Genomic DNA, 24,300 nt, shown 5'->3' with positions numbered 1-24,300 from the left:
CGCCCGGCTAACCTCCTATGCCATCACCCTCCCCCGCTCTCGCTGCGCTCGAGTGGGGGGACCCCCATCCGGCAGGAGTACGACAACCATGGCGAACGCACCGGTCCAGCGCATGTCCCAGTTGATGGCGAAGACCCTGCGCGACGACCCGGCGGACGCCGAGGTCCTCAGCCACAAGCTTCTCGTCCGCGCCGGCTACGTCCGCCGCACGGCCGCCGGCATCTGGAGCTGGCTGCCGCTCGGCATGAAGGTCCTCTCCAACGTGGAGCGGATCGTCCGCGAGGAGATGGACGCCATCGGCGCCCAGGAGGTCTCCCTCCCCGCCCTGCTGCCGCGCGAGCCCTACGAGGCGACCGGCCGCTGGGACGAGTACGGCCAGGAGCTGTTCCGGCTCAAGGACCGCAAGGGCGGCGACTACCTGCTGGGCCCCACCCACGAGGAGATCTTCACCCTCCTGGTCAAGGACCAGTGCACGTCCTACAAGGACCTGCCGGTGGTCCTCTACCAGATCCAGACCAAGTTCCGGGACGAGGCCCGCCCCCGCGCCGGCATCCTGCGCGGCCGTGAGTTCCTGATGAAGGACTCGTACTCCTTCGACCTGGCGGACGAGGGCCTCGCCCAGTCCTACGCCCTGCACCGCCAGGCCTACCAGCGCATCTTCGAGCGCCTCGGCCTGGACTACCGCATCTGCGCGGCCACCGCCGGCGCCATGGGCGGCTCGAAGTCCGAGGAGTTCCTGGCCCCCGCCGAGGCCGGCGAGGACACCTTCGCGGACTGCCCGAACTGCGACTTCGCCGCCAACACGGAGGCGATCAGCTACGGGTTGAAGGCGGTGGACGGCTCCGCCGTGCCCGCGCTCGAGGAGATCCCGACCCCCGACACCCCGACCATCGAGACCCTGGCCGCCTCCCTCGGCGTCCCCGCCTCCGCCACGCTGAAGAACCTGCTGGTGAAGGTGGACGGCGAGATCGTCGCCGTCGGCGTCCCCGGTGACCGCGAGGTGGACCTGGACAAGGTCGAGGCGCACTTCGCCCCGGCGGTCGTCGAGATGGTCACCGAGGCGGACTTCGCGGGCCGCCCGGACCTGGTGCGCGGTTACGTCGGCCCGCAGGGCCTGGGCGAGAAGGTGAAGTACATCGCCGACCCGCGCGTGGCCCCCGGCACCGCCTGGATCACCGGCGCCAACAAGGAGCACACCCACGCGAAGAACGTCGTCGCCGGGCGTGACTTCGAGGTCGACGAGTACGTGGACGTCGTGGTCGTGCAGGAGGGCGACCCCTGCCCGAAGTGCGGCACCGGCCTGAAGCTGGACCGCGCCATCGAGATCGGCCACATCTTCCAGCTGGGCCGCAAGTACACCGACGCCCTCAAGCTCGACGTCCTCGGCCAGAACGGCAAGCCGGTCCGGGTCACCATGGGCTCCTACGGCATCGGCGTCTCCCGCGCGGTCGCGGCCATCGCCGAGCAGAGCGCCGACGAGCACGGCCTGGTGTGGCCCAAGGAGGTCGCCCCGGCCGACGTGCACGTGGTCGCCGCCGGCAAGGCCCTGCAGACCGAGCTGGCCCTCGACGTCGCCGAGAAGCTGGCCGCCGCCGGCGTCCGCGTCCTGGTGGACGACCGGGCCGGCGTCTCCCCGGGCGTGAAGTTCACCGACGCCGAGCTGATCGGCGTACCCCAGATCCTGGTCGCCGGCCGCCGCTCCGGCGAGGGCGTCGTGGAACTGAAGGACCGCAAGACCGGCGAGCGCGAGGAGCTGACCGTCGAGGACGCCATCGCCCGCCTGACCGCCTGACGAGGCCGGCCGCGCAGGCGAGGCCCCCTGGGACCGGCAGAGGTCCCAGGGGGCCTTCTCGCGTGGTCACGGGCCGCTCGCCCGCCGGTCACAGCCAGCCCGCGAACTCCAGCAGCAGCTCCCCGTCCTTCGGCCGCCCCACCCGCAGCGCGCGCACACCCGACTCCACCGCGCGGAACAGGGTCCAGCCGCGCAGGCGGTCCTGGTCGACCTCCAGGGACTCGGCGAGACGCTTGATGCGGCGCCGGGTCGTCGCCGGGCCGGAGGGGGCCGCGATCAGGTCGTCCACGCGGTCGCGCACCAGCCGCGCCAGGTCGAACGCGCACTCGCCGACCACCGGGTCCGGCCCCACCGCGAGCCACGGCCTCCGCTCCCCGGCGAGGACCTTGCTCTGGCGGAACGTGCCGTGCAGCAACTGGTGCTCGGGCGGGGCGGCGACCAGCTCGTCCCGGGCCGCGAGCGCCGCGTCGACCAGCGGCGCCACCTCGGGCTCGGCCTCCGCGCCGGCCCGCATCGCCGCGGCCTGCCGCCCCGTGCGCTCCGCGACCGTCTCGAAGGGGTGACCGGCGGGCGGCGCGACCCACAGCCGCCGGAGCGTGCCCGCGGCCTCCAGCAGCGCCTTCGCCTCCGGCAGCGACCGCACCGACACATCGGGGTGCAGCCGCTCCAGCAGCAGCACGCCCTCCTCCGCGCCGTCCTCCAGCAGCTGTACGGCGCCCAGGCCGCCCCAGTGCGCCAGCGCCGCGCGCTCGCTCTCCGGGCGGGCCCGGGGCGGGGCCAGCTTCAGCACGGCAGGGGTGCCGTCCGGGCGCCGTACCAGCACCACCAGACTGCTGCGGCCGCCCGGCACCTGCACCCGCTCCACGGTCAACTCGCGCCCGGCCACGGCCTGTTCGGCGAGCGCGGGCAGCCGGGCGAGCCAGTCGTCCCCGTCCGGCGCCGTCTCACCGAGCGCCCGTACCAGGCGCGGCGGCGGTTCGAAAACCATGCGCGAGTCGTTCCCTTCCGGTCCGGGTCCTGTCGTACGGGCACCCCTGGCGGGTCACCCGGTCAGGGTGTCACCGGTGCGGAGGCCGACGGGGTGGCACCGGCCGTGCCCGTCCCCTCGCCGGCCCGCTCGGCGAGCCCAGGGAAGGCTACGCTCTCCCCGCTCCAGCGCACCGCGCGCACCGCGGCCTCGCGCAGCGCCGCGGCGGCCGAGGCGCGCCGCACGCCCGTCGCCGCCCGCACCAGGTCCGCGTAGACGCCGGCCACCCGCTCCTCCAGCCGGGCGGCGAGCCGTACGGCGGCGGGCGCGTCCGGCACCGGGAACGGCAGCGCGTAGGCGGCGTTCGCGGCGACCGGCTCGCCGCCCAGGTCGCGGACCTCCCGGGTCAGCGCGTCGCGGCGCGCCCGGTGCGCGTCGTAGGCCGCCCGCGCCTCGCTCCGGCGCGCCGCGCCGATCCTGCCGCCGACGACGCCGTAGCCGTACACCGCCGCGTGCTCCGCGGCCAGCGCCGCCTGCAGGGCCGTCAGCTCGGCCCGCTTCGCCCCGCCGCTCACTTCGCCCCCTCGGTCAGCAGGTACGCGTGCGTGGCCCCGGCCGCCGCCACCGACGCCAGCAGCCGTGCCAGCTCGCCGGGCACGTCCAGCAGGGCCTTGGCGCGCCGGTCGGCGAGGGTGCGCTCGGCGGCGGCGAGGCCCGCGAGCGCGTCCTTCTCGGCGGCCGGCACCTCAGCAACGGGCGACGGGGAGGCCGAGGACGCCGCCGGCGAGGGCGGCGCGCCCTCCCGGAACGCCCGGACGTGGGCCGCGACCTCGGCCCGCAGCGGGCTCAGCCGCCGGGCGAGCCCCGGATGCGCGGCGAGGACGGCGTCGTACCGCGCCAGCAGCGCCTGGCTGTCACCCGCCGCACGCGCGCGTGCCCGCTGCGCCGCCGAGGAAGCCGCGCCGCCGCCGGAGTCCGGATCGGCCGTGCAGCCCGCCAGCAGGGCTGCGCCGGCGGCCGAGGCGAGCAGGGATCTTCTGCGCGGCCCCGGGGGGATGCGCGGCGGCGGGGGGTACGGCACTGCAGACGTCCTCGGGGCTCGTACGGAGGGAAAACCTGGGGGAAGGCCGCACAGATGGTCGGCACGTCCGTGATCACGGTACCCGCGCGCCCGTCCTGCGCCACTCACCGGCACCGGCCGTCCCGCACGGGCAGGCGAATCGTCCCTGCAGGCCCGCGTTTCCCCAGTGATCACCCCGGTTGTCCACAGGTGGACGGCGACACTCCTCGCGACCGGATACGCTTTGACCAGACACGCGACCCATCCCACAACAGCACACGCGGCCGAGGAGTCACCCGGATGAGCACCACCCAGAGCGAGAGGCTGCGAGAGCTGCTCGAACCGCTCGTCATCTCCCAGGGACTGGATCTCGAAGAGATCGCCGTGGACTCCGTCGGACGCAAGCGGGTGCTGCGCGTGGTCGTCGACTCCGACACCGGAGCCGACCTGGACGCCATCGCCGATGTGAGCCGTGCGCTCTCGGCGAAGCTCGACGAGACCAACGCGATGGGTGACGCGGCGTACGACCTGGAGGTCGGAACCCCCGGCGCGGAGCGCCTCCTCACCGAGCACCGGCACTTCGTGCGCGCCACCGACCGGCTCGTGAAGTTCCAGCTGACCGAGGGCGGCGAGCTTCTCGCCCGGATCCTGAAGGTCGACGAGGACGGTCTGGAGGTCGAGGTCCCCGGAGTGAAGGGCCGCAAGGCCACCACCCGCAGACTCGGCTTCCCGGAGATCGCCAAGGCGCGCGTGCAGGTCGAGTTCAACCGCAAGGACAGCAAGAAGGACATGAAGGAAGAGGAGGAGGCGTAGCCGTGGACATCGACATGAGTGCCCTGCGGGGCTTGGTTCGGGAGAAGGAGATCTCCTTCGACCTGCTGGTCGAGGCGATCGAGTCGGCCCTCCTCATCGCCTACCACCGCACCGAGGGAAGCCGCCGACACGCGCGCGTGGAGCTCAACCGGGAGACCGGGCATGTGACCGTGTGGGCGAAGGAGGACCCCGAGGACCTCGAGGAGGGGCAGGAGCCCCGCGAGTTCGACGACACCCCGTCCGGCTTCGGGCGGATCGCCGCCACCACGGCCAAGCAGGTGATCCTGCAGCGGCTGCGCGACGCCGAGGACGACGCGACGCTCGGCGAGTACGCCGGCCGCGAGGGCGACATCGTCACGGGCGTGGTCCAGCAGGGCCGCGACCCGAAGAACGTGCTGGTCGACATCGGCAAGCTGGAGGCCATCCTGCCGGTGCAGGAGCAGGTGCCGGGCGAGACCTACCCGCACGGCATGCGCCTGCGCAGTTACGTCGTCCGGGTGGCCAAGGGCGTCCGCGGCCCCTCCGTGACCCTCTCCCGTACGCACCCGAACCTGGTGAAGAAGCTCTTCGCCCTGGAGGTGCCCGAGATCGCCGACGGCTCGGTGGAGATCGCCGCGATCGCCCGTGAGGCCGGTCACCGCACCAAGATCGCCGTCCGGTCCACCCGCTCGGGCCTGAACGCCAAGGGCGCCTGCATCGGCCCGATGGGCGGACGGGTGCGCAACGTGATGGGCGAGCTGAACGGCGAGAAGATCGACATCGTCGACTGGTCGGACGACCCGGCCGAGATGGTGGCCAACGCCCTGTCACCCGCTCGGGTGAGCAAGGTGGAGGTCGTCGACCTGGCCACGCGCTCCGCCCGGGTGACCGTGCCGGACTACCAGCTGTCGCTGGCCATCGGCAAGGAAGGACAGAACGCCCGCCTCGCCGCGCGGCTCACCGGCTGGCGGATCGACATCCGGCCCGACACCGAGCCGGCCGCCGCCGAGTGACCGAGTGACGCCCGGTGACCGTGCGGCTCCGGGAATAGATCCCAGCCGCAGGTCGCTAGGTTTACGACAACAGCCGTTCGATCTTTGCCCCAAAGGGGTGAGGTCGGTGCGGGGAGGTAGACTTAACTGTGTCTGGCCGGACGCACGCCCGAGCATGCCCTGAGCGCACCTGTGTGGGGTGCCGGGAGCGGGCGGCCAAGAACGATCTCCTGCGGATCGTGAAGATCGAGGACGCATGCGTCCCCGATCCTCGCGGTACGCTGCCCGGCCGGGGTGCGTACGTACACCCCGCCCTGGTCTGTCTCGACCAGGCGGTACGCCGCCGGGCGTTCCCGCGGGCACTGCGCGCCCCGGGGCCGCTCGACACAAAGGCGTTGCGCCGATACGTCGAGCAGACAACAGTTGCCGAGCAGGCAACACCGTAAGACGTGCCGCACGGAACCCCGTGCGGCCTGGTACCTCGCGAGTCGAAAGCAGGTCGAGATTGCGATGAGCACTCGATGAGTACGCGATGAGTACGCCCATGAACTAGCGACGGTCCGGCTTCAACCCGGACCTCAAAGGAGCGAAGTGGCTAAGGTCCGGGTCTACGAACTCGCCAAGGAGTTCGGTGTCGAGAGCAAGGTCGTCATGGCCAAGCTCCAGGAACTCGGTGAATTCGTCCGTTCGGCGTCTTCGACCATCGAAGCGCCGGTTGTACGCAAGCTGACCGACGCCTTCCAGGGCGGTGGCAACGGCAAGCCCGCCGGCAAGCCCGCCCCCCGCAAGGCTTCCCCCAAGCCCGCCCCGGCGCCCTCTCCGGCGCAGGCGGCGCGTCCTGCTGCCCCGGCCCCGCGGCCGGCAGCCCCCAAGCCTCCGGCGGCGCCGGCTGCCGAGCAGCCCGCCACGCCGTCGGCCCCCTCGGCGCCCGCGCCGGGCCCGCGTCCGGTCCCGGGTCCCAAGCCCGCGCCGCGTCCGGCTCCGGCCGCCCCGGAGTTCACGGCTCCGCCGGCCCAGACCCCGCAGGCCCCGGCCGCGCAGGGTCCGCGCCCCGGCGCCCGTCCCGGTGCGCCGAAGCCCGGTGGCGCCCGTCCGGGTGCCCCCGGCCAGGGTCAGGCCCGTCCGGGCCAGGGTGCTCAGCGTCCCGGCGGCCAGGCCCCGCGTCCGGGCGCCCGTCCGGCCGGTCCGCGTCCGGGCAACAACCCCTTCACCTCCGGTGGCTCCACCGGCATGGCCCGTCCGCAGGCCCCGCGCCCGCAGGGCGGCCCGCGTCCCGGTCCCGGCGGCGCTCCCCGTCCCCAGGCGCCCGGCGCCCAGGGCGGCGGCCCGCGTCCGCAGGCTCCCGGCGGTCCCCGTCCGAGCCCGGCCGGCATGCCCCGGCCGCAGGGCGGTCCGCGTCCCGGCCCGGCCGGTCCGCGTCCGAACCCCGGCATGATGCCGCAGCGTCCCGCTGCCGGCCCGCGTCCCGGCCCCGGCGGCGGTCGCGGCCCGGCCGGTGCCGGCCGTCCCGGTGGCGGCGGCGGTCGCCCGGGTGGCGGCGGCTTCGCCGGCCGTCCCGGTGGTGGCGGCGGCGCCCGTCCGGGTGGCGGCGGCTTCGCCGGCCGTCCCGGTGGTGGCGGCGGCGGTGGCTTCGGCGGTGGCGGCGGTGGCCGCCCCGGCTTCGGCGGCCGTCCCGGCGGTCCCGGTGGCCGCGGTGGCACGCAGGGCGCCTTCGGCCGTCCCGGCGGTCCGGCGCGTCGTGGCCGCAAGTCGAAGCGGCAGCGTCGCCAGGAGTACGAGGCGATGCAGGCCCCGAGCGTCGGCGGCGTGATGCTGCCGCGCGGCAACGGCGAGACCATCCGTCTCTCCCGCGGCGCGTCGCTCACCGACTTCGCGGAGAAGATCAACGCCAACCCGGCGTCCCTCGTCGCGGTCATGATGAACCTCGGCGAGATGGTCACCGCGACGCAGTCCGTCTCCGACGAGACCCTGCAGCTCCTCGCCGACGAGATGAACTACACGGTTCAGATCGTCAGCCCCGAGGAGGAGGACCGCGAGCTGCTCGAGTCCTTCGACATCGAGTTCGGCGAGGACGAGGGCTCCGAGGAGGACCTGGTCGTCCGTCCGCCGGTGGTGACCGTCATGGGTCACGTCGACCACGGCAAGACCCGCCTGCTCGACGCGATCCGCAAGACGAACGTCATCGCGGGCGAGGCCGGCGGCATCACCCAGCACATCGGTGCCTACCAGGTCGCGACCGAGGTCAACGGCGAAGAGCGCGCGATCACCTTCATCGACACCCCGGGTCACGAGGCGTTCACCGCCATGCGTGCCCGCGGTGCGAAGTCGACGGACATCGCGATCCTGGTCGTCGCGGCCAACGACGGCGTCATGCCGCAGACGGTCGAGGCCCTGAACCACGCCAAGGCGGCCGACGTGCCGATCGTGGTCGCGGTCAACAAGATCGACGTCGAGGGCGCGGACCCGACCAAGGTGCGCGGTCAGCTGACCGAGTACGGCCTGGTGGCCGAGGAGTACGGCGGCGACACCATGTTCGTCGACATCTCCGCCAAGCAGGGCCTGAACATCGACAGCCTCCTGGAGGCGGTCGTGCTGACGGCCGACGCCGCCCTGGACCTTCGGGCCAACCCGAACCAGGACGCGCAGGGCATCGCGATCGAGTCCCGGCTCGACCGCGGCCGCGGCGCCGTGGCGACGGTGCTCGTCCAGCGAGGCACGCTGCGGGTCGGCGACACGATGGTGGTCGGCGACGCGTACGGCCGCGTCCGGGCGATGCTCGACGACAACGGCAACAACGTGGCCGAGGCCGGCCCGTCGATGCCGGTCCAGGTCCTGGGTCTGACCAACGTCCCGGGCGCCGGCGACAACTTCATCGTGGTCGACGAGGACCGTACGGCCCGCCAGATCGCGGAGAAGCGCGCGGCCCGCGAGCGCAACGCGGCGTTCGCCAAGCGCACGCGCCGTGTCTCGCTGGAGGACCTGGACAAGGTGCTCAAGGCCGGCGAGGTCCAGCAGCTGAACCTGATCATCAAGGGTGACGCTTCTGGTTCCGTCGAGGCCCTGGAGTCCTCCCTGCTCCAGCTGGACGTCGGCGAAGAGGTCGACATCCGCGTCCTGCACCGCGGCGTCGGTGCGGTCACGGAGTCCGACATCGACCTGGCGATGGGCTCGGACGCGATCGTCATCGGCTTCAACGTCCGCGCTGCCGGGCGTGCCCAGCAGATGGCGGAGCGCGAGGGCGTGGACGTCCGGTACTACTCGGTCATCTACCAGGCGATCGAGGAGATCGAGGCGGCCCTCAAGGGCATGCTCAAGCCGGAGTTCGAGGAGGTCGAGCTCGGTACGGCGGAGATCCGCGAGGTCTTCAAGTCGTCCAAGCTGGGCAACATCGCCGGTGTGCTCATCCGGTCGGGCGAGGTCAAGCGCAACAGCAAGGCGCGCCTCATCCGCGACGGCAAGGTGGTCGCGGAGAACCTCACCATCGAAGGCCTGCGTCGCTTCAAGGACGACGTCACCGAGATCCGCGAAGGGTTCGAGGGCGGTATCAACCTCGGCAACTTCAACGACATCAAGGTCGACGACATCATCGCGACGTACGAGCTGCGGGAGAAGCCGCGGGCGTAACGGCCGACGGCGCCTGAAGCTGGCCGGCGGGATCTCGGTCCTGCCGGCCAGCTTGCCGTTCCCGGGGCTCCGCCCCGGACCCGGACGGAGCGGCAGCGGACGGTGCCGGGAAACCCGGTCGAGCCACTGTCGGCCAAGCGGTACCGTGGCTCCAGGCCATCGATCCCGTACCGGCGGGTTAACCCGGCACACACCATGTACGTGGGGACTCTGTCCTTCGACCTCCTCCTCGGCGACGTCCACTCGCTGAAGGAGAAGCGCTCCGTCGTCCGCCCCATCGTCGCCGAACTCCAGCGGAAGTACGCGGTGAGCGCGGCGGAGGTGGACCACATGGACCTCCACCGGCGAGCGATCATCGGCCTCGCCATGGTCTCCGCCGACGCGGCGCACCTCACCGACGTACTGGACCGGTGCGAACGGCTGGTCGCCGGCCGCCCCGAGGTCGAGCTGCTGTCCGTACGACGGCGCTTCCACGGCGAAGACGACTGACACGACGACGCCGACCAGACCACAGCAACGCAAGAAGAAACAACGAACGGGAGACGGACCAGTGGCCGACAACGCGCGGGCGAAAAGGCTGGCGGACCTCATCCGGGAGGTGGTGGCCCAGAAGCTGCAGCGCGGGATCAAGGACCCGCGGCTCGGCTCGCACGTCACCATCACGGACACCCGGGTCACGGGTGACCTGCGGGAGGCGACCGTCTTCTACACGGTCTACGGCGACGACGAGGAGCGCAAGGCCGCGGCGGCCGGACTGGAGAGCGCCAAGGGCATCCTGCGCTCCGAGGTCGGCCGCGCCGCCGGGGTGAAGTTCACGCCCACCCTGACCTTCGTCGCGGACGCCCTGCCGGACACCGCCCGGACCATCGAGGACCTCCTCGACAAGGCCCGGCAGTCCGACGCGAAGGTCCGCGAGGCGGCCGCCGGCGCCACGTACGCCGCCGGCGCGGACCCCTACCGCAAGCCGGCCGAGGACGAGACCGACACGGACGGCGACGCCGCGGAATGACCCAGAAGCACACCACGCCCGACGGCCTCGTCATCGTCGACAAGCCGTCGGGCTTCACTTCGCACGACGTGGTCGCCAAGATGCGCGGGATCGCCAGGACCCGCCGCGTCGGCCACGCCGGCACCCTCGACCCGATGGCGACCGGCGTGCTGGTCCTCGGCGTCGAGCGCGCCACCAAACTCCTCGGGCACCTCGCCCTCACCGAGAAGGAGTACCTGGGCACCATCCGCCTGGGCCAGAACACCATCACCGACGACGCCGAGGGCGAGATCACCTCGTCCACCGACGCCTCCAAGGTGACCCGGGACGCCATCGACGCCGGGATCGCCAAGCTGACCGGCGACATCATGCAGGTGCCGTCCAAGGTCAGCGCCATCAAGATCAACGGCGTACGGTCGTACAAGCGGGCCCGCGAGGGCGAGGAGTTCGACATCCCGGCCCGGCCGGTGACCGTCTCCTCCTTCGCGGTGTACGACGTCCGGGACGCCGTCGCCGACGACGGCACCCCGGTGCTCGACCTGGTCGTCTCCGTCGTCTGCTCCTCCGGCACCTACATCCGCGCCCTCGCCCGTGACCTCGGCGCCGGCCTCGGCGTCGGCGGCCATCTCACCGCGCTGCGCCGGACGCGCGTCGGGCCGTACAGGATCGACACGGCGAAGACGCTGGACCAGCTGCAGCAGGAGCTGACCGTGATGCCGATCGCGGACGCCGCCGCGGCCGCGTTCCCGCGCTGGCAGGTCGACGACCGGCGCGCCCGGCTGCTGCTCAACGGCGTCCGGCTGGAGATGCCCGACGAGTACGCGGGCGCCGGTCCTGTCGCCGTCTTCGACCCCGAGGGCCGCTTCCTGGCGCTCGTCGAGCAGCACAAGGGCAAGGCCAAGAGCCTGGCTGTCTTCGGCTGAGGCCCCGAGCGAAGGCGCTTGCCCGTGGAACGGCGGCCGGCCACGGGGTGTGCCCCTGCCGCCGCTCCACGGTCCCCCCTCGGTTCCCCCACCCCTAGGGTTATCCAGCGGCTCCCGACTATTCACCCGTCCGGGCAGGCGCTCGGAGTGAACCGGGGGAGCGGAAGGGGGCGCGTTCGTCACGCGATCTGTCCCGTAGATCATCGTGCGCCTTACCGTCGCAAGAGAGGTCACGCGGGCGAGAGCGGGGAGGTACGGCCATGGCGGGACGGGGTCCGCGCACCGGAGGCGCTCGCCGGCCACCGACGGACGGCTTCCGAGGCCCAGGCTGGGACGGTACGGCCGCCAGGGACACGGCCGGCCCCCACAGCGCCCCGGGCGTCGGTGCCGTCGGCTACACCACGGGCGCGGCCTGCTTCGAACACACCACGGGCACAGCCGACAGCACGGCCACGGAAGGGCACCCCACCGCGGGTCCCCGGGCGTCAGGGGGCGCGGGAGGCTCCGGTACGGCGGGTTCCTCGGCGTCAGGGGGCGCGGGAGGTTCCGGCACCGCAGTCCCGTCCGTACCCGGCGCCGTCTCCGGCCACCCGCACCCGCCCCTCGTCCAGATCCGTGACCTCGCCGGGCGGCCGCGAGGCGTCGGGTTTCTCGCCGATCACCAGGGCACCCTGGTCACCAGCCACGAGACCGTCGACGGCCTGCCCCGGCTCGTGCTGCAGACGGCGGGCGGCGACCGCACCTGCGTGGTGGCCGCCGATGCCGTGACCCCGCTTCCCGCCCTCGACCTGGCCCTGGTCCGCACCGACGGCCTGGGTCTCGACCCGCTGCCGCTGACCGTGCGGGAACGGATCGACGCCGGAACCTATGTACGGCTCCCCGCGGGCTGCTGGCGCGAGGCGCGGATCCTGGCCGCGACCGAGGTGACGTACACCGCCACCGACCGCTTCCACCTCCTCCCGGACGCGCTGGAACTGGCCATCGGCACGGCCGGCCAGGACGCGCTGCGGCTGGGCGGCGGGGCGGCCGGGGGCCCGGTGCTGGACGCGCGGACCGGCGCGGTCCTCGGCGTCCTCGGCACCGCCCTGCACTCCGCACAGCGCGACACGGGGTTCGCGGTGCCGCTGCGGCCCGTCGACGGCCCCCTCGCCGAGCTGCTCGCCCGCAACGCGGCGACCGTGCCCGCCTACGGCGCCGACCTCAACCTGGCCGGCATCCTGCAGCTCACCGAGACCTCGGTCGGCCAGGACGGCCCGCAGCGGCCCCTCGCCGGCACCGTGGAACCGGTCGAACGCCCCGACGTCGTCCGGGAGTTGGCTGCCTTCACCGACGGCGGCCGGGCCGTCCTCGGGCTCGTCGGCGCCCCGGGCAGCGGTCGTACGACGGTACTCGCGGACCTCGCCGCCCGCCGGGCCCACGGCGAGCGGCCCGCCCCCACCCTGTGGCTGCGCGGCGCCGACCTGGAGGACACCGACGCATCCCTGGCCGACGCGGCCCGCCGCGCCCTGGAACGGGCGGCCCGGATCGTCGCCACGGCCCGCCACGCCCACCCCGAGTCCCTCGGCGACCTCACCCCCGACGACCTGGCCCACCTCGCCGCCCGCGCCGGCCGCCCGCTCCTGCTGGTCCTGGACGGCCCCGAGGAGATGCCTCCCGTCCTCGCCCACCGCCTCCCCGACTGGACCCGGGCCACGGCCGACTGGCTCCGCCGGACCGGCGCACGTCTGGTGGTGGCCTGCGGGGAGGAGTACTGGGAGCATGCGGGCGCGGAGTTCCCCGCCGGCCTGCTGCACACCCCAACGGCTCCCGCCGCGCCCCCCGGCTCCGAGACCGCCGACGTCTTCGTCGCCCCGGTCCTCACCGAAACCGCCGACGAAGCCCCGCCCGGCGCGGAGACCGGTGGGCTTTTCGTCGCCCCGGCCGTCACGGCCACCGCGCCGGTCACCGACACACCCTCCGCTGCCGCCTTCGCGGTCATGGCCGGCGCCGCGCCCGCCGGGGCTTCCGTCCCCCCGGCCGTCGCCGGCACCGCGGCCGCCCCGCCGGGCACCAACACCACCCCAACCGGCACCGGCACCACAACCAGCACTGTCACCCTGCCCGGCACCAAGGCCGCCGCCCGTCCCTCCGCGGCCACCCCGCCAGGCATCGCCACCCCAACCGGCAACACCAACGCCACCCCCGCGACCAACCTCACCCCCACCGCCGACTCACCCCCCTCCGCCCCCTTCCCGCCCTGCCTGCGCCTTTCCGATCTGACCGATGACGAGGCCAGGCGGGCCCGTGCCCGTTATGGGCTGCCCGACGGACTTCTCGCCGAGCGTGACGCCCGGCACCCGCTCACCCTGCGGCTGCTGTCCGAGGTGCGGGCCGCCGCGCCGGACGTCCAGGCCGGTGCCGTGCCCCTCGACCGGCATGACGTGTTCGCCGCTCACCTGGACCTGATGTGCCTGCGGATCGCGGTCCGGCTCGCCGCCGAGGGCGGGCTGCGCGGGACGGCCGTACGCCTGCTCGCCGCACGGGTGGCCGGGCAGGTGCACGAGGCCGCCCGGCGGAGCCTCGGCCCGGGGCAGGGCGAGCTGGACCGGGCGTCGTTCGAGGCGGTGTTTCCCTGGGGGCCCGCCCCGGCGCGGCTCGGCGGCGGCACCGGCTGGGCGTCCGCCGTCCTCGCCGAAGGCCTCCTCGTCCCGGCCGGCCGGGGCTACCGCTTCGCGCACGAGGAACTGGCCGACTGGATCCAGGGCATGCACCTCGACCTCGACGCGGCCCTGCACGCCCTGGTCCACCGCGCCGGCGCCTCCCACCCGGTGCCCGTGCCGCGCCACCGCGCCGGCCCGGTCGTACAGGCCCTGCTGCTCCTCGGACGGCAGCACGGCCACCGGCAACTCGCCGCCCGCCTGCGGGACTTGACGGACGCACTGGACCGTGACCCCGGCTCCTGGTGGGCCGCGCGACTGCTCGCCCGCACTCTGCTCCAGGTCCCGGACGCCGCGCCGTACACCGAGGTGCTGCGGCGGCTCGCGGACCGGATCGTCGCCTGGCGCCGGGCCGGGCGGCCGGTGCCGGCCGAGTTCGGTCCCGGTTTCTGGACCGGTCTGCCGGTCACCGACACCGAGCGGCTCGACCTGCTGCGCCGGCTGGTGCCGGCCGACCGGGCGCCCTCGGAGCCCGGCGAGCGCTACCTCGACGCCGTCGCCCGGCTGCTCGCCGCCGCCCCCGCCGTCGTACAGCCGGCGCTGGTCCGCTGGTTCGACGACGAACGGCCGCTGCCCGCGACCCCGCACGCCACCGTCGCGACCGCAGCCCAGGCCCTGCTGCACACCCACCGGCACGGCGCACTGGACGACCTCACCGAGGTTCTGGCGGCGAGCGGGCACCGGCGCGCGGACGAACTGCTCGCCACCCTCGCCGAGGACGAGCCGGCGGCCGTCTGCCGGGCCGTCGACCGCTGGGCGCACGACGAGCGCCCCGCCCGGCGTCTCGCGGCCGTGACCCACGGGCTGCGCGCGGCGCCGCACGTCCGCTCTGAGGCCGACGGCCGGCTGCTGCGCTACGCCGCCCTCACCCTCCTCGCCCGTCCCGCCGACCGCGCCCTGCACGGCGGCGCCCTCGCCCTGCTGGTCCGCGACCCGCACAGCCGCGACCGGCACCTCGCCGCGGCCCTGCGGCACTTCGCCGACGGCGATCCCCATCTCCCGCCGAGCGCCCTGGCCCCCGCCCTGACCACCCACCCCGAACCGGTCCTCGAGGCCTTCCGCGCCCGGCTGTGCCATCCGGACACCACGGACACACACCAAGAGGGAAGGGCACACCTGGAGACGGCGGAGACACGCCCGGAGACGGCGGAGACACGCCCGGACGAGACGCTGCACACCCTCACCGACGTCACCACCCCGGCGCTCGCCCGCCGCGTCGCAGCCCTCCTGCGGGAGTCGGCACGGCAGTGCCCCGGCCTCGCCCGGCCCATCGCCGCCCACATCGACCGGCGCCTCGCCGAGGGCCCCACCGTCCGGCCCGTGCTGCTGCCCCTGGTCACCGGCCTACTGGACGACGGCCCCGACCACCTCCGCGCGGCCCTCGCCGGCGTCCTCGCCGCCGCCGGCACCCCCGCCTGCCGGCCGCTGCGCCGGGAGCTGCTGGAGCTGCTGCTCGCCCGGGAACAGGACCCGTCCGTGCTGGACGCCGTTCTGCACGCCGCCGCCACCGCACACGGAGACGACCGGGAGGAGGACGTCCGCGGGCTCGTCCACCGGACCGGCCTGCTGCTCGTCCGCACCCCCGAGGGCGCCGCCCGCTTCGACCGCGGCCTGGTGGACCTGGGGCGGCACGTGCCCGGCTTCGCCGCCCGCATGACCGGCTGGCTGGCCGCCGCCCCGGACGACTGGGCCGCCGTGGTCGGCCCCAGCACCCGCCGCATGCTCGAGAGCCTCGCGGGCGTCCGCGTACCGGCGTGAGCGGCGACGGACCGTCGCCGCGGACGTGCGCCCCGTCACAGCCCCGATACCGATGCGGGCCCCGGGCACCCGGCATGGCACCCTTAGACCTGCGCAAGTCTTAGGCGTCATTTGGACACGGGTTCGAGGAGCGGTCACTGTGCAGCGCTGGCGTGGCTTGGAGGACATCCCCCAGGACTGGGGGCGCAGCGTCGTCACCATCGGTTCCTACGACGGCGTCCACCGCGGCCACCAGCTGATCATCAAGCACGCCGTCGACCGCGCCCGCGAGCTGGGCGTCCCCGCCGTCGTGGTCACCTTCGACCCGCACCCCAGCGAGGTCGTCCGTCCCGGCAGCCACCCGCCGCTGCTCGCCCCGCACCACCGCCGCGCCGAGCTGATGGCGGACCTGGGCGTGGACGCGGTCCTCATCCTGCCCTTCACCACCGAGTTCTCGAAGCTCTCGCCCGCCGATTTCGTGGTCAAGGTCCTGGTGGACAAGCTGCACGCGAAGGCGGTCGTGGAGGGCCCGAACTTCCGCTTCGGCCACAAGGCCGCCGGCAACGTGGACTTCCTCGCCGAACAGGGCAAGGTGTACGACTTCGAGGTCGAGGTCGTCGACCTGTACCTCACCGGTGAGGCGGGCGGCGGCCAGCCGTTCTCCTCCACGCTGACCCGCCGCCTGGTCGCCGAGGGCGACGTCGAGGGCGCCCGGGAGATCCTGGGCCGCCCGCACCGGGTGGAGGGCGTGGTCGTGCGCGGCGCCCAGCGCGGCCGCGAACTGGGCTTCCCGACGGCCAACGTCGAGACGCTCCCGCACACCGCGATCCCCGCCGACGGCGTGTACGCCGGTTACCTGCACGTCGAGGGCGAGGCCATGCCGGCCGCGATCTCCGTCGGCACGAACCCGCAGTTCGACGGCACCGAGCGCACGGTGGAGGCGTACGCCATCGACCGCGTCGGCCTCGACCTGTACGGCCTGCACGTCGCCGTCGACTTCCTCGCGTACGTGCGCGGACAGGCGAAGTTCGACACGCTGGAGGCCCTGCTGGAGCAGATGGCCGCCGATGTGAAGCGGTGCCGGGAGATCGTGGCGGCGGAGGGATAGCCTCCGGCGGTTCCCCGGCTCCCGGGGACCTCCGACACGCGAGGGCGGCCGGTGCGCTGAGCACCGGCCGCCCTCTTCGTCGTCGTCCTACTGCTGGGGCGGGGCCTGCGGCGGCTGGGGGTAGCCGTAGGCGCCGGGCTGGGGCGCCTGCCCCTGCTGCGGCGGGTACGGCTGCCCGCCCGGAGCGGCCTGCGGGTACGGCTGCTGGCCCGGCTGCTGCGGCGGGTACGGCTGCTGCCCCGGCTGTTGCGGCGGGTACGGCTGCTGGCCCTGCTGCGGCGGGTACGGCTGCCCCGGCTCCTGCGGGTAGGGCTGGCCCGGCATGGGCTGGCCCGGCATCGGCGGGGCGGCCACCGGCGGCGGATTGCCGTCACTGGTCCACAGGCCGTGCGCCTGCTGGTGGCGGGTGAAGTCCTCGGCGACCAGCGCGGCCAGGTTGAAGTACGCCTCGCGGGTCTTCGGCCGCATCATGTCCAGGTCGACCTCGGCGCCGGCGGCCAGATGCTCGTCGAACGGCACGACCACGACCGCGCGGGTGCGCGTCTCGAAGTGCGCCACGATGTCCTCGACCTTGATCATCTTGCCGGTCTCGCGGACCCCGGAGATCACGGTGAGCGAGCGGGAGACCAGGTCGGCGTACCCGTGCGCGCCCAGCCAGTCCAGCGTCGTACTGGCGCTGCTCGCGCCGTCCACGGACGGCGTGGAGATGATGATCAGCTGGTCGGCGAGGTCGAGCACCCCGCGCATGGCGCTGTACAGCAGGCCCGTGCCCGAGTCGGTCAGGATGATCGGGTACTGCCGGCCCAGCACGTCGATCGCGCGCCGGTAGTCCTCGTCGTTGAACGTGGTCGAGACGGCCGGGTCCACGTCGTTGGCGATGATCTCCAGACCGGAGGGCGCCTGCGAGGTGAACCGCCGGATGTCCATGTACGAGTTCAGGTACGGGATCGCCTGCACGAGGTCGCGGATGGTCGCCCCGGTCTCCCGGCGCACCCGTCGCCCGAGCGTGCCGGCGTCCGGGTTCGCGTCGATCGCGAGGATCTTGTCCTGGCGCTCGGTGGCGAGGGTGGAGCCCAGCGCCGTGGTGGTGGTCGTCTTGCCGACGCCGCCCTTGAGGCTGATGACCGCGATCCGGTAGCAGGACAGCACCGGCGTGCGGATCAGCTCCAGCTTGCGCTGCCGCTCGGCCTCCTCCTTCTTGCCGCCGAGCTTGAACCGGCCGCCCGCCGCCGCGGGCCGGCCGCTCTTCGCCTTCTGCCGCTTGTTGTTGAGCAGCCGGTCCGAGGACAGCTCCACGGCGGCCGTGTAACCGAGCGGCGCCGCACCGGGGTTGGTGGGCTGCCGCTGGTCGTGCTGCACGGGCTGCGGCCAGGCGGCACCGGAGCGCGGATCCACGGGCGCGTGCGGGGCCTGCGGGGCGTGGGGGACCTGCGGCGCTGCCGGACCTTCAGCCGCCGGTGCGCCGCCCTGACCCTGCGGCGGCTGCGGGAACCCGTAACCGCCGGGCTGCGGCTGCGCGTTGGGGGTGCCACCCTGCGCGCCGGGCTGCGGGAAGCCGTAACCACCCGGCTGTGGCTGCGGCTGCGGCTGTGGCTGGGCGGCGGGCGGCTGCGGGAAGCCGTAACCGCCGGGCTGCGGCTGCGCGTTGGGGGTGCCGGGCTGGGGGAAGCCGTAACCTCCGGCCTGGCTGGGGTCGTTGGGGTTGGGCTGGGGCGCGGGGGGCTGCGGGAAGCCGTAACCGCCGCCCGGGGCGCCGGGGCCCGCCGGGTTCGGCTGCGGTCCCGGGCCGGGCGCCGGCTGCCCGGCCGGGTTCGGCTGTCCGGGCTGCGGTGCGGCGGGCGCGCCGGGCTGGTTCTGGTGGGACTGGTTCTGCTGCGGCTGGTTCCAGGCCGCGGGCGCGGGCTGGGGGGCCTGCGGCTGGAACGGCGGCTGCTGGCCGGGCATCGGGCCGGGGCCCTGAGCGGCCGCCGGCTGCGGCTGACCGGGCATCGGGCCGGGCTGCTGCTGTGCGGGCCACTGAGCCGCCGGAGCGGGCGCCGCGGGCTGGTACGACGGCGGCAGCGGGGGCACCCCGCTCTGCGGCGCGGGCGGAGGCGTCCAGCCGGACGCGCCGTCCTGGCCGCCCTGGACGGGCGCGGGCGGCACGGCGGCCTGGGGAGCGCCCGACTGCGAGGCGCCGTCCGCCCGGGCGCCGCTCTCCGGCGCGCCGGGCTGGGATGCGCCGGGTTGCGGGGCGCTGGATTGCGGGGCGGCCTCGGCGGTGGGGGAGGCGGCGGGTGTCACGGCGTCCTGGGCGCCCGCGTCTGCGTCCGTGGACGAGGAGGCGTCCGACTGGGCGTTCTCAGGCGCGCCGTTGTCGGATGTCGCGTCGGCGGACTCGGCGGCGCCGGGCCCGGCCTCGCCGGACGTGCCGTTCTCGGCCTCTGCGTCCTGCGCGGACTCCTCCCGAGCACCGGCCGTGCCCTCGGCCTCCGCAACGGCGTCGCTCCCGGCCGCGTCCTCAGCCCGGGCCTCGTCCTCGCCCTCGACCTCGACCTCGCCCGCGCTCGCACGCTCGCCGAGACCGTCGTCCTCCCCGGCCTCGGCCTGCGAGGCGGCGGCATCCTGCACGGAACCCGTCGACGCCTCGTCCGACCGCGCCTCGGCGTTGCCGTCGGAGCCCTCGGCCGCGGGCTTCCCGGACGCGTCGCCCTCGGCACCGGCGGAGCCCGTGGCCGTACCCTCGGCCGGGCTTTCGTCATCGGAGCCGATCTGCTGCGCGGCGGCGGCCGCGCGCTCGGCGATCTCGGCCATCTCGCGCTTCAGGGCCACGGCGGAGAACCGCATGGTGGCACCGCTCTCCAGGTCCCCGTTGCCGGTCTCCGGCCCGACGGCCGGCGCCGGAGCCTCCGGCTGTGCCTGCTGGGCCGCGTCCGGCTGGACGTGCTGGGCCTGCTGGACGTGCTGGGCCTGCTGGGCCGCGTCCGGCTGGATCTGCTGGGCCTGCTGGGCGGCGTGCGGCTGCTGCGGCTCGAATCCCTCCGGCAACCGGGGCATCGGGACGGGGTTTCCGACGGGCGGCGCCGGGGCGGCGTAGGGCGCGGCCTGGGCCGGCGGGGCCGGCGGAGGCGGCGGCGCGTACGGGGTGCCCTGGGGCGGGGTGCCCGGGGGCGGGCCGTACGGGGCGCCCTGCGCCGGCGCAGGCGGGGTGTAGGGGGCGCCGTTGGCCGGCGGAGGCGGCGGCACCGGGGACGACGAGGGCGCACCGGACGAACCCTGGGCGTTCTGCGTGTACCAGGCGGGCGGCGCGTAGTCGATGGTGAACTCGCCCGTCATCTCGATGGCGGACTCCGCGTCGGTCTGGTCGTCGTCGGGTGTGTCCCAGCCCCCGCGGATCCCGTCCCGATCGCTGTTCACAGTTCCTCCTGGTGTGGTCGAACACCCTCATGCCGTGCTAGGGGGCGACCGTTCCTGTCGTACGATTCGCCGGGCTTCCCCCTCGGGTCACCGGACCCCTTGGTCGCAGAGCGCGCACCACCCGCTCGTGGGAACTCGCGACTGCCCGGTCCCAGCCTAATCACCAATGCGACGGCGCTGGCAGGCCCGGCCGCCGCTTCCTGCCCGTCCGACGCGTCACACCGGGGCAGTTACGGCCACGGCGCGTGCGGACGTACACCAAAACGTGACGCGGAAGCGCCTCAGCCGGGCACGATAGCGGGCGAATTCCGGCATCCCTTCGCCAACTCCCTTGAAACCGGCCAAGTTGGGGTTCGGTCGCGCCGGCGGCTCAGTCCATGCGGCGAGCCACGCCGAGCAGTCCGGTCTCGGGGTCGGTCGCCTGCGTCACCACGTACTGCCGGTCCCGCTCCGTGCACCACAGCGTCACCCCGTCCGGAAGCGTGGGCAGCGTCTCGACCTCCGTACGCGGCAGGCCCAGCACCCGGCCGATCTCCGCCGCCTCGTCCGGCGACACCCGCTGCACGCCCACCAGGCGCGCCTGGCGCATCAGCCGCGGCGCCACCGGGCTGAGATACGGCAGCAGGGTCAGCACGGACTGCCAGGGCGCCGACACCACCCGACCGCGCGGCGGGCGCATGCCGCAGTCCCGCACCACCAGCACCGGCGTACCGGCCGAGGCGCCCTGCGGGGGCACGCGGCCGACGTCGTACACCGCGAGGCCGTTCTGCCCGCCGCCCATGGCGTGCACCATCGGCATCCAGGCCTGCGCACGCCCGGTCTCGACGGCCACGCGCGCGCCCGTCGCCGCCGCGCGCAGCGCCACGACCTGCGCGGTCCACAGGCCGCCGATGAGCACGATGTCGTACGGCGTCGGACGGTTGACGCCGAGCACGGCGGGCTGGCCCTCGGCGTTGACGCCGACGACCACGCCGTCGTCGCCGATGGGCAGGGACAGCGCGTCGGCCTGCTCCACGGGCAGGGTGTGCCGCGGGTGGCGGGGGCCGAGCAGCCCGAAACCGGTACGCAGCCGTTCACCGAGACCCGGCGTCGGCGAGGCCGCGCGGGACGGCGTGGGCGAGGTCGACAGGGCCATCAGCGGGCACCTCCGAGCGGCAGGGTGGCCAGAACGCCGGGCAGCTGCTCCCGGTCCAGGCGGGCGAGTCCGGTCCGCGCCCGACGCGCCGCCTGCTCCAACTCCCGGCGCGCGTCGGTCAGTTCCTGGTTGCTGCGGCCGGTGATGCGCACATGGCCGGTGATGACCACGTCCTGCTGGGCGCCCTTGGCGAGCGTCAGGCTGAACGTCGTCGCCAGCGCGGGCACCTCCGTCAGCTGCGCGACCAACTGGGCCAGCGAGCCGCCGGACCCGCCCAACTGGGGCCAGCGGCGCACCCAGTAGGTGGTGTGCCGGCGGTTGTCGCAGCGCCAGCTGCGGCTGGACTCCTCTGTGCGGCGCTGCGGCGCCTCGCCGCGCCCGGCCTGCGCCGTCACCATCGGGTTGGCGCACGCGGAGGTCGCGATGGCCGCCGTCAGCTCCTCCTCGGTGAGCACGCTCGCCCGGAACCCGGCGCCGGTCAGCCGGCTCGCCAGATGCTCGGCCGCGCGGGTCAGGGCCTTCTGCGCGCCCGTCAGCCCGCCGCCGCGCGCGGCCACCGCCTCCGGGCACAGCTCGGGATCCAGCTTCAGCGCGATCCAGGTGATGCGCACCGCCGGGGAACCGGTCTGCGCCTGCAGCGGCGCGTAGTTGCTGACCACGACCGACTGCTGGGGCAGATGCAGGGCGGGCGCCGGCTGGGTGTGCACGACGATCTGCGCCGACTCCAGCCGTATCCCGTCGACTTCGAGGGCGTCGCGCACCAGCCGCACCGGCAGCGGTCTGCGGCCGCGCTCCGCGCGCAGCGCGTCGGCGTCCGACTCCACCTGCAGCACCGCCGTCAGGAAGCCGCCGTCGCCGATCATGCCGATCGGCCGCTGGTCGCGGTCGTCACCGCGGCTGTAGCTGTAGGTGCGCAGCGTCGGGTCGCACTCCACGGCCGGGGCGAGTCCGGCGTCGGTGCCCGGCGGGACCGGTGTCGCCGCCGCCCGGCGCGTGCGGGCCCGCAGCGCCAGCAGGGTGCTGAGCCATTCCGGCAGGGAGCGCCCCCGGCGCCGTACGACCGCGAGCACCACGAACAGCGCGGCGACCGGGACGGAGGCGATCAGCGCGATCGTGCCCGCGAGCCACCCGCACAGCACGAGCGCGGCCGCGATCTCCAGCAGCACCAGCCGCTGCAGCGCGAACGAACCGCCGCGCCCGGAACGGGACTCCGGATGCGGGGTGAAAGCGCCCTGGTAGGGCGCGGGCGAGGGCTGGGTGGCGGGCTGAGGGGCGGCAGGGCCGTGAGCACTCGACCGGCGCGCACGACGAGGTCGTGACCCCGATTGCGATCGCGACCGGGTCCGCGTTGCGGAAGCCATCACTCCAAAACCCCCGAACTCACCCGGAAACCCTTTGAGCTCCGGTCCCTTCAAGCCGTGAGCACCCTACCCGTGCCACACGCACGTCCACGCAACAGGCATAGTAGGGGGCGGGTCTGACAGTCGAGTCACCAGAGGCAACCGAGGGCGGGGGACGGATCTTCACAGGTCCCCCACGGCTCCGCAACGGGGAGAGAGCGGACACAGATGGCATCACGGCGGGACGAACTCAACGCCTACACCTTCGCGAAGCGCCGTACGCTCGCAGCTTTCCTTCAGCCCTCGCCCTCCGGCTCGGAGGAGGGCGCCCCCAAGCCGCTGGGCGCACTGGTGCCCGGCCTCGTCGTCGGCGTCGTCATCCTCGCGGTGTTCGGCGCGATCGGCATGTTCAGCCCGACGGCGCCCAAGGGCTGGGACGACCCGGAGAAGCACGTCATCGTCGCCAGCGAGTCGACCACGCGCTACGTGGTGCTGAAGACGGGCAAGCAGGTGCAGCTGCACCCGGTCCTCAACATGGCCTCCGCCAAGCTGCTGCTGAGCCCCGAGAACGACAGCGTCATCACCGTCGACGAGAAGGTCCTGGACAGCGGCAAGCCCCCGCACGGCGTCACCATCGGCATCCCCTACGCCCCCGACCGCCTGCCCTCCCCGGGCGAGGCATCGGCCGCCAAGCGCTGGGCGGTCTGCGAACGCCCCGGCGCCGGCGGCCGCGCCATCCAGAAAGCGGCCTTCGTCCTCGCCAAGAAGGAGTGGCCCAGGACGGAGGGCCCGAACCGGCTCACCGGCGGCGACCTGATGTACGTCGTCGCCCCGGACGGCAAGACGCAGTACGTCGTCGACGCGCACGGCACGGCCTACCCGATCGCGAACCCGGACGACAAGGAACTGCTCAAGGCCCTCGACACCCAGGGCCGCGCCCCGCAGCGCGTCTCCCAGGACTGGCTCGCCACCCTCCACAAGGGCGACGCCGTCTCGATCCCGCACGTCCCGGGCACCCCCGGCACGAAGGCCGGCGCCGGCCTGCCCGCCGAGTACGACAAGGTCGGCGAGGTCATCAAGGCCTACGACGGCCACACGCTTCAGTACTACGTCGTACTCCAGGGCAAGGTCGCCCGCATCTCCGAGTTCACCGCGACGCTCCTGCTCAACAGCGGACAGCTCGTGAAGGCCGGCCAGGCCGGCGAGGCCCAGAAGGTCAGCCCCGGCGCGGTCGCCGACAGCACCACGTTCCAGGGCGACCGGAACTGGCCGACGTACCGGCCCAGGATGGTGAACGACGGCTCCAGCGCCACCAGCGGCCGCAACACCGTGTGCAACGTGCTGCGTTCGGTCGGCGCCAAGGGCCGGACCACCCTGTCGACCTGGGTGGGCCAGGACTTCCCCGCCCAGCTGCCCACCGGTTCCTCCAGCGGCTATGTCACCCCCGGCTCCGGCCAGCTCTACCGCCAGTTCCAGGGCACGGAGACCTCCGTCGGCGGCGTCTTCCTGGTCACCGACACCGGCCTGCGCTACGCCCTGCAGTCCAACAGCGACAGCGACAGCGACAGCGAACGCATCGGCACCGACGCCAAGAAGCGCAAGGAGGAGCTGCAGGAAGCGAAGATCGCCCAGACCCACCTCGGATACGAGAACGTGAAGCCGAGCCCCGTCCCCATGGAGTGGTCGACCTTCCTGCCGACGGGCCCCCGCCTGTCGGAGGCGGCGGCACGCCAGCCGCAGGGTTCCTGAC

The 24,300-nt window shown here is 74.2% G+C and carries 17 protein-coding genes; 11 read left to right on the top strand and 6 right to left on the bottom strand.

All coding sequences use genetic code 11. The annotated features are described in order from the left end of the window. Positions 1–88 precede the first annotated feature (88 nt). Positions 89–1,792 (top strand): proline--tRNA ligase, encoded by a 1,704-nt coding sequence (locus OG956_RS09420; protein ID WP_330337500.1) that lies wholly within the window; start codon positions 89–91, stop codon positions 1,790–1,792. 88 nt (positions 1,793–1,880) lie between these two features. Here the strand turns inward: OG956_RS09420 and OG956_RS09415 are convergent, their stop codons facing one another. The 3 genes from OG956_RS09415 to OG956_RS09405 form a co-directional block, all read right to left on the bottom strand. Then, a complete protein-coding gene (locus OG956_RS09415; protein ID WP_330337499.1) occupies positions 1,881–2,780 on the bottom strand; it encodes an aminoglycoside phosphotransferase family protein in 900 nt (299 codons plus the stop codon). A 62-nt stretch (positions 2,781–2,842) separates the two neighbouring features. Next, on the bottom strand, positions 2,843–3,334 hold the full coding sequence (locus OG956_RS09410; protein WP_330337498.1) for a ferritin-like domain-containing protein: 492 nt from the start codon (positions 3,332–3,334) through the stop codon (positions 2,843–2,845). Beyond that, complete coding sequence (locus OG956_RS09405) at positions 3,331–3,840, bottom strand: hypothetical protein (RefSeq protein WP_330337497.1); 510 nt, start codon at positions 3,838–3,840, stop codon at positions 3,331–3,333. The genes OG956_RS09410 and OG956_RS09405 overlap by 4 nt, the downstream gene beginning before the upstream one ends. Positions 3,841–4,119: 279 nt before the next feature. Here OG956_RS09405 and rimP point away from each other — a divergent pair, with 279 nt between their 5' ends. The 9 genes from rimP (at position 4,120) to OG956_RS09360 (ending at position 16,679) form a co-directional block, all read left to right on the top strand. Further along, complete coding sequence (rimP, locus tag OG956_RS09400; RefSeq protein ID WP_330337496.1) at positions 4,120–4,632, top strand: ribosome maturation factor RimP; 513 nt, start codon at positions 4,120–4,122, stop codon at positions 4,630–4,632. Positions 4,633–4,634: 2 nt separating this feature from the next. Continuing rightward, a complete protein-coding gene (nusA, locus tag OG956_RS09395; protein ID WP_330337495.1) occupies positions 4,635–5,624 on the top strand; it encodes a transcription termination factor NusA in 990 nt (329 codons plus the stop codon). A 128-nt stretch (positions 5,625–5,752) separates the two neighbouring features. Next, the gene (locus OG956_RS09390; protein ID WP_330337494.1) at positions 5,753–6,049 is read left to right on the top strand and encodes a YlxR family protein; all 297 of its coding nucleotides are present in this window, start codon (positions 5,753–5,755) and stop codon (positions 6,047–6,049) included. Between the two features lie 145 nt (positions 6,050–6,194). Then, on the top strand, positions 6,195–9,227 hold the full coding sequence (gene infB / locus OG956_RS09385; RefSeq protein ID WP_330337493.1) for a translation initiation factor IF-2: 3,033 nt from the start codon (positions 6,195–6,197) through the stop codon (positions 9,225–9,227). Between the two features lie 195 nt (positions 9,228–9,422). Further along, positions 9,423–9,716 (top strand): DUF503 domain-containing protein, encoded by a 294-nt coding sequence (locus OG956_RS09380; RefSeq protein WP_330337492.1) that lies wholly within the window; start codon positions 9,423–9,425, stop codon positions 9,714–9,716. 61 nt (positions 9,717–9,777) lie between these two features. Next, the gene (gene rbfA, locus OG956_RS09375; protein WP_330337491.1) at positions 9,778–10,236 is read left to right on the top strand and encodes a 30S ribosome-binding factor RbfA; all 459 of its coding nucleotides are present in this window, start codon (positions 9,778–9,780) and stop codon (positions 10,234–10,236) included. Beyond that, positions 10,233–11,138 carry a tRNA pseudouridine(55) synthase TruB gene (gene truB / locus OG956_RS09370; RefSeq protein WP_330337490.1) on the top strand — a complete coding sequence of 302 codons (906 nt, stop codon included), beginning with the start codon at positions 10,233–10,235 and terminating at the stop codon, positions 11,136–11,138. The genes rbfA and truB overlap by 4 nt, the downstream gene beginning before the upstream one ends. A gap of 260 nt (positions 11,139–11,398) precedes the next feature. Continuing rightward, positions 11,399–15,592: a hypothetical protein gene (locus OG956_RS09365; protein WP_330337489.1), complete on the top strand. Its 4,194-nt coding sequence runs from the start codon at positions 11,399–11,401 to the stop codon at positions 15,590–15,592. Between the two features lie 139 nt (positions 15,593–15,731). Next, a complete protein-coding gene (locus OG956_RS09360) occupies positions 15,732–16,679 on the top strand; it encodes a bifunctional riboflavin kinase/FAD synthetase (protein WP_330337488.1) in 948 nt (315 codons plus the stop codon). An 87-nt stretch (positions 16,680–16,766) separates the two neighbouring features. Here OG956_RS09360 and OG956_RS09355 read toward each other — a convergent pair whose 3' ends face one another. From OG956_RS09355 to eccE, 3 genes are all read right to left on the bottom strand, one after another. Then, positions 16,767–20,075 (bottom strand): SCO5717 family growth-regulating ATPase, encoded by a 3,309-nt coding sequence (locus OG956_RS09355; RefSeq protein WP_330337487.1) that lies wholly within the window; start codon positions 20,073–20,075, stop codon positions 16,767–16,769. A 370-nt stretch (positions 20,076–20,445) separates the two neighbouring features. Continuing rightward, positions 20,446–21,210: a hypothetical protein gene (locus OG956_RS09350; protein ID WP_330337486.1), complete on the bottom strand. Its 765-nt coding sequence runs from the start codon at positions 21,208–21,210 to the stop codon at positions 20,446–20,448. Next, entirely contained in the window at positions 21,210–22,571 is a 1,362-nt protein-coding gene (gene eccE / locus OG956_RS09345; protein WP_330337485.1) for a type VII secretion protein EccE, read from the bottom strand. The genes OG956_RS09350 and eccE overlap by 1 nt, the downstream gene beginning before the upstream one ends. A gap of 207 nt (positions 22,572–22,778) precedes the next feature. Between eccE and eccB the strand changes: the two genes are divergently transcribed. Continuing rightward, complete coding sequence (gene eccB, locus OG956_RS09340) at positions 22,779–24,299, top strand: type VII secretion protein EccB (RefSeq protein ID WP_330337484.1); 1,521 nt, start codon at positions 22,779–22,781, stop codon at positions 24,297–24,299. Position 24,300: the final 1 nt, after the last annotated feature.

It is taken from the genome of Streptomyces sp. NBC_00557 (genome assembly GCF_036345995.1).
Lineage (GTDB): Bacteria > Actinomycetota > Actinomycetes > Streptomycetales > Streptomycetaceae > Streptomyces.
Note: the sequence above shows the minus strand (reverse complement) of the source record. Positions and strands in the feature narration are given on the sequence as shown.

Coding starts and splice junctions, on each gene's coding strand:
- OG956_RS09420 (WP_330337500.1), top strand. CDS start 89: ATGGCGAACGCACCGGTCCAGCGCATGTCCCAGTTGATGGCGAAGACC.
- OG956_RS09415 (WP_330337499.1), bottom strand. CDS start 2,780: ATGGTTTTCGAACCGCCGCCGCGCCTGGTACGGGCGCTCGGTGAGACG.
- rimP (WP_330337496.1), top strand. CDS start 4,120: ATGAGCACCACCCAGAGCGAGAGGCTGCGAGAGCTGCTCGAACCGCTC.
- OG956_RS09380 (WP_330337492.1), top strand. CDS start 9,423: ATGTACGTGGGGACTCTGTCCTTCGACCTCCTCCTCGGCGACGTCCAC.
- truB (WP_330337490.1), top strand. CDS start 10,233: ATGACCCAGAAGCACACCACGCCCGACGGCCTCGTCATCGTCGACAAG.
- OG956_RS09365 (WP_330337489.1), top strand. CDS start 11,399: ATGGCGGGACGGGGTCCGCGCACCGGAGGCGCTCGCCGGCCACCGACG.
- OG956_RS09350 (WP_330337486.1), bottom strand. CDS start 21,210: ATGGCCCTGTCGACCTCGCCCACGCCGTCCCGCGCGGCCTCGCCGACG.
- eccE (WP_330337485.1), bottom strand. CDS start 22,571: ATGGCTTCCGCAACGCGGACCCGGTCGCGATCGCAATCGGGGTCACGA.
- eccB (WP_330337484.1), top strand. CDS start 22,779: ATGGCATCACGGCGGGACGAACTCAACGCCTACACCTTCGCGAAGCGC.